The sequence below is a fragment of the Sporosarcina sp. P29 genome, assembly GCF_002743265.1.
Taxonomy (GTDB): domain Bacteria; phylum Bacillota; class Bacilli; order Bacillales_A; family Planococcaceae; genus Sporosarcina.
Window position 1 is genome coordinate 1 of the sequence record NZ_PDYX01000043.1, and the last position, 5,105, is coordinate 5,105.

The 5,105-nt window shown below is 40.3% G+C and carries 5 protein-coding genes; 4 read left to right on the plus strand and 1 reads right to left on the minus strand.

Annotation, left to right across the window (positions count from 1 at the left end):
- Positions 1–557: 557 nt before the first annotated feature.
- Positions 558–1,262: a glucosamine-6-phosphate deaminase gene (locus tag CSV68_RS16315; RefSeq protein WP_099662653.1), complete on the minus strand. Its 705-nt coding sequence runs from the start codon at positions 1,260–1,262 to the stop codon at positions 558–560.
- A 339-nt stretch (positions 1,263–1,601) separates the two neighbouring features.
- On the opposite strand from CSV68_RS16315, the gene CSV68_RS16320 reads away from it, so the two are divergent.
- The 4 genes from CSV68_RS16320 to CSV68_RS16335 all read left to right on the plus strand — a co-directional run bounded on the left by CSV68_RS16320 (position 1,602) and on the right by CSV68_RS16335 (position 4,963).
- The gene (locus CSV68_RS16320; RefSeq protein ID WP_233190525.1) at positions 1,602–1,739 is read left to right on the plus strand and encodes a cytochrome c oxidase subunit 2A; all 138 of its coding nucleotides are present in this window, start codon (positions 1,602–1,604) and stop codon (positions 1,737–1,739) included.
- A gap of 26 nt (positions 1,740–1,765) precedes the next feature.
- A complete protein-coding gene (locus tag CSV68_RS16325; RefSeq protein WP_099635645.1) occupies positions 1,766–2,266 on the plus strand; it encodes a cytochrome c oxidase subunit II in 501 nt (166 codons plus the stop codon).
- Positions 2,267–2,269: 3 nt separating this feature from the next.
- Positions 2,270–3,922 carry a b(o/a)3-type cytochrome-c oxidase subunit 1 gene (locus CSV68_RS16330; RefSeq protein ID WP_099662654.1) on the plus strand — a complete coding sequence of 551 codons (1,653 nt, stop codon included), beginning with the start codon at positions 2,270–2,272 and terminating at the stop codon, positions 3,920–3,922.
- A 351-nt stretch (positions 3,923–4,273) separates the two neighbouring features.
- Positions 4,274–4,963, plus strand: a complete 690-nt coding sequence (locus CSV68_RS16335; protein WP_099662655.1) for a C40 family peptidase — start codon at positions 4,274–4,276, stop codon at positions 4,961–4,963.
- Positions 4,964–5,105 lie beyond the last annotated feature (142 nt).

A 5,105-nucleotide genomic window follows, 5' to 3' on the forward strand; every position in this document is an offset into this window, starting at 1 on the left:
TGGACTCGCCACTTACACTGTCAGCTAAACCACAACCTCCTGGATTAAACAGGAACAGAAAAAGCACGTGCAAGAACCACAACTCAGTGCCGCTTATTACGTACTTTAAACAGAAACGTAATCCGACAGCACTTCAACGAGTAAAAACAACTACTCGAACTGCCCTACACCCAATCCAACGAAGGCGCCTGCTGTGGTAGGCGTAGCGAGGAGACAAAGACAGGCGAACTATCCTGTCTCTGGCTCCTCGCGAAAGCCATCCACCAGCACCGAAGTGGGGACAATGCACCCGCCACTTACATAGGCAGCTCAACCACAACCTCCCCAGCAAACACGAAACAGAAAATGAACCTGCAAGAACCACAACCCAACGCCGCTTATTACGCACGCTTAACGAAAACGTAATCCGACAGCACTTCAACGATTCAAAGTAAACGCTTGCTACAGCGCCAAAGTAAAGCCAACGACCACAACAAACAGATCCTCTTCACACAAAAAAGGCCACCCCAGAAGTCAACTTGCACTTCCAGGATAGCCCTAACCAAACTTTATTCTACTCAATCAAGCTGTAAATCCGTGATTACAATGACATCCTCATGACACAAAAGCTTCGTAATCGGCCAGTCCTTCGTAACCTCTCCAGCTTTTAATTTCTCCATTGCCGCACGCTTCTTCTCACCAAATGCAACCATGATTAACTTCTTCGACTTTACAATAGAAGAGATCCCCATCGTCAACGCGATATTCGGTATCTTATCGTCGTTTTCGAAATACTGACTATTCACGCCCAATGTGGAGTCTGTCAATGTCGCAACATGTGTTACCGAATCGAATGACGTTCCGGGTTCGTTGAATGCGATATGACCATTCTCCCCTACTCCGAGAAGTTGAATATCTAGCGGATGAGAGTTCAATTGATTCTCATAGTCTTTACACTCTTCATCTAAATCTTCAGCCATACCATTCGGAATATATGTTTCTTTGAATGGTTTTTTGCTGAATAGATGTTGATTCATAAAGTATGCATAGCTATTCGGGTTGTCTGCGTCAATACCGACATATTCATCTAAATTGAATGCCGTAACATTCGAAAAGTCTAACGACGAATTCGTCCATTCATCGTAAATCGGAATCATCGTGCTGCCTGTAGCTAGCCCAAGTACATGCAATCTATTATTTTGAAGTTCTTCAGAAATCAGTTTGAATACTTCCTTCGCACCTTCTTCAGGGCTTTTTACTGTAATCCATTTTACATTTTCCATTTCACACACCGGCTTCCTAGGTTTCACCTTAGTATATTATAATTTCTATTCAACATACGGTCAATATTGAATACATATTATCTCACTCTGTATTCATCACTCTATTCTCTGTACACGCTAAAATCCCTTACGTAACCGATGAACTATTCAGACAGACCTTTCATCCTAGTTCGAATCACAAATCTAGTGAAATGTGTATGACAAAAGCATGTAAAGTGATTGAACATATTGTGAACATTGCTTTTAATTTTCAAATCATAGGGATTTCCCTAATTCTTTATTCCCCCACGAGGATTATGATGAAAGTACGAATTCAGTTCAGACAAGGAGGTGGCCGTATTGAGCAAGAAGATATCTTCTACAAATCAACCAAAAGAAGAAACGAATTTAAAAGGTACCTTGATCATGGTAATGATCGTCGGGATCGTCATCCTTGTCATGTGGTTCGGCGCTTACGGATTATTCTTATCTAGATAATATCTAGCATCAAAGGAGGAAACATTATGCATTTGCATAAGTATGAAAAAGTATGGCTTGTGTTCGGTTTAGCATCATTGGTTTTATTCTTACTCATTATTGGCTTTGCGGCGTTCTGGAAAGGAACACATCCACAAAGTCACATCGAAACAATCGATCCACAAAACGTCGAAGCAAATGAATCATTCCAACCTGAAAATCTGGGTCTGACTGAAGTTGCTGACGGAAAATACGTTGTCAATATTGTCGCTTCTGCTTTTAACTATGACTTCGGTAAAGAAGAAGATGGAACCGCTACTAAGACGATTCGGGTACCAAAAGGTTCCACGGTTCTTTTCCAAGTAACGAGTAAAGACGTCGTTCACGGATTCCAAGTGGCTGGCACAAATGTCAATATGATGGTCGAGCCTGGACATATCAGTCGCTTCGAATCGGTCATGAAAAACGGCGGCGAATTCACAGTAGTCTGTAACGAATATTGCGGCATCGGTCACCATTTGATGTTCGGCACAGTGGAGGTGTACTAACCCATGGAATTATTTAATTTCTCAAAAAAAGAATCCAGACTGTATATGGCCTTTATGCATGTCACATTCATTTCCCTTTTAATCGGTGGATTGATGGGACTGCTTCAGACATTAGTACGTTCCGGCAAATACACGTTACCATTCAACATTGATTACTATACAATCTTAACCACGCATGGCGTCATACTCGGTCTAGTATTGACTACGTTCTTCATCGTCGGTTTCCAATTCTCTCTTATGGGGAAAACAGTCGGAATTTCAGACAAACAATTACTATGGGGCTGGATTTCATTCTGGGTCATGTTGGTGGGTACAGTATTATCAGCATGGATGATCTTAACAGGTGAAGCGTCTGTATTGTATACATTCTATACTCCACTTCGCGCACATCCTATTTTCTACATCGGTCTGACATTAGTAATTGTAGGTAGCTGGATTGCAGCTTTCACTAACTTCCGTCAACTATATGTATGGAAGAAAGCCCATAAAGGTGAAAAGTCTCCTTTACTAGCATTCATGGTTGTGATCAACATGATTATGTGGTTCGTTGCAACACTTGGTGTAGCGTATTCAGTCATCGTATTGATCTTACCTTGGTCACTAGGTTACGTCGCAACAGTCAACGTATTATTAACACGTACGTTATTCTGGTACTTCGGTCATCCGCTCGTATACTTCTGGTTGTTACCTGCTTACATGGCTTGGTATGCAATCATCCCGAAAATCATCGGTGGAAAGCTATTCAGTGATTCTTTAGCAAGACTGGCATTCATTTTATTGTTGATGTTCTCAATTCCGGTCGGCTTCCACCACCAATTAACTGAGCCAGGGATTGATCCGACTTGGAAGTTCATTCAAGTAGTCTTAACATTCATGGTAGTCATCCCTTCATTGATGACTGCATTCTCTTTATTCGCTACATTTGAAATTACAGGTAGAAGAAAAGGCTATAAATCCCTATTCGGCTGGTTCAAAAAGCTTCCTTGGAAAGACGTTCGTTTCTTAGCACCATTCGTTGGTATGGTAGCATTCATCCCGGGTGGAGCAGGCGGTATCATTAACGCTTCTCACCAAGTAAACTCTCTTGTCCACAACACGATTTGGATTACAGGTCACTTCCATTTAACAGTTGCAACAACAGTAATTTTAACGTTTTTCGGGATTGCGTATTGGTTGATTCCTCACTTGACGGGTCGCCGCTTGACTCCTAGATTAAATAAATTAGGAATCATTCAGACATTTATCTGGGCAATCGGTATGACGATCATGTCCACTTCCATGCATATTCAAGGTCTAATCGGCGGACCACGTCGTTCAGCATTCTCTGAGTACGCAGGTGGAGATCAAGTTTCTACATGGATTAGCTACCAGATGTGGCAAGCTGTCGGCGGAATCATCTTATTCGTTGGTATTCTATTGATGTTCTACATCTTCATTCAACTGGCATTCTTCGCTCCACGTGGTTATGAAGAATATCCAATCGCTGAAGAAGAGATAGATGCTGAGAAATCACCGAAGATTTTGGAGAACTGGTATTTATGGATTGGTATTACGATCGCATTGATTCTATTTGCGTATACGATACCGATGATCGATATCATTAAGCACTCCCCTCCTGGCTCCATTCCATTTGACTGGCCAATCGGACGATCTTAAACAGCAGAAAAGCCCTGAAGAATCCGAAGTCTTACTACGGATTCAAGGGCTTTTTTTATAGTTTGACTTATGATATGACAAATATAGTTATTATAATTACCTATAAAATACATAGTCCCCATTTACAAGTAGTAGGTCTTAAGGATCTGTAAGTTACATAAAATATATATTTTCTAGTATTTACACATATGTCTAAACTAATTCACTAATAATTTATTAATAAAAAATAAGTCTAAAGTTACGTTTAATATCCAATATTGTATTGTATGATAGGTTCATAGGTTTAAACATGAATTAACACTCAGAAGTACAAAGTACCAAATCTAGTATACTAAAAGGGGAAAAGTCGAAATGAAGAAAATTGCTCTAGCCGCGATCGCCTCTCTTATGCTTGCTACAAGCATCTCAGTTGGTAGTGTTGCCGCTGCATCAAAAACGCATGTCGTGCAAGCAGGGGAAACTCTTTACAAGATTTCCAATCAGTACAAGATTACGGTAACTGAACTAAAACGTCTGAATTCTCTTACTTCTAATGATATCAAAGTGAAACAAAAACTAATAGTAGAAAATAAGGCGAACTCTTCAAAAGCTGTCTCTTCTACTAATTCATTCGGTACATTATCGTCAAGTAAGCCCGTAGTACAGCCTCCTATCGCTGTTACTAACCAAGCGCTCGGTAAAAAATTAGTAGATATTACACAACCATTACTAGGAACTCCTTATGTATGGGCAGGTGTAACGCCATCTGGATTTGATTGTAGCGGATTCATTTTCTACGCATTCAACCAAGCCGGTGTTAAAGTTCCTCGATTAGATACAATCGGTTTCTATAATCGTTCACTATTCATACAAGATCCGGTTGTAGGAGATTTATTATTCTTCCAAAATACATATCGCCCCGGCATCTCACATATCGGTATTTATCTTGGCGGTAATGAGTTCATTCATGCAGGGACGAAAGCAATTGAAATTGCATCATTAGATTCTTCCTATTGGAAATCACATTTCATGGGCTTCAAGCGCTTTGTAGATGTAAAATAATCAATAAAAAAGGTTCTAACTCAAATGTTGGGGTGGAGTGAATTTAAATCCACCCCTCAACCTAAATGAACGCCAATTTCTTTATACTGTATGTTTAATAAAATTTTCGCCCTAAAGTGATCGAAACGTCTAAAGCCATAGG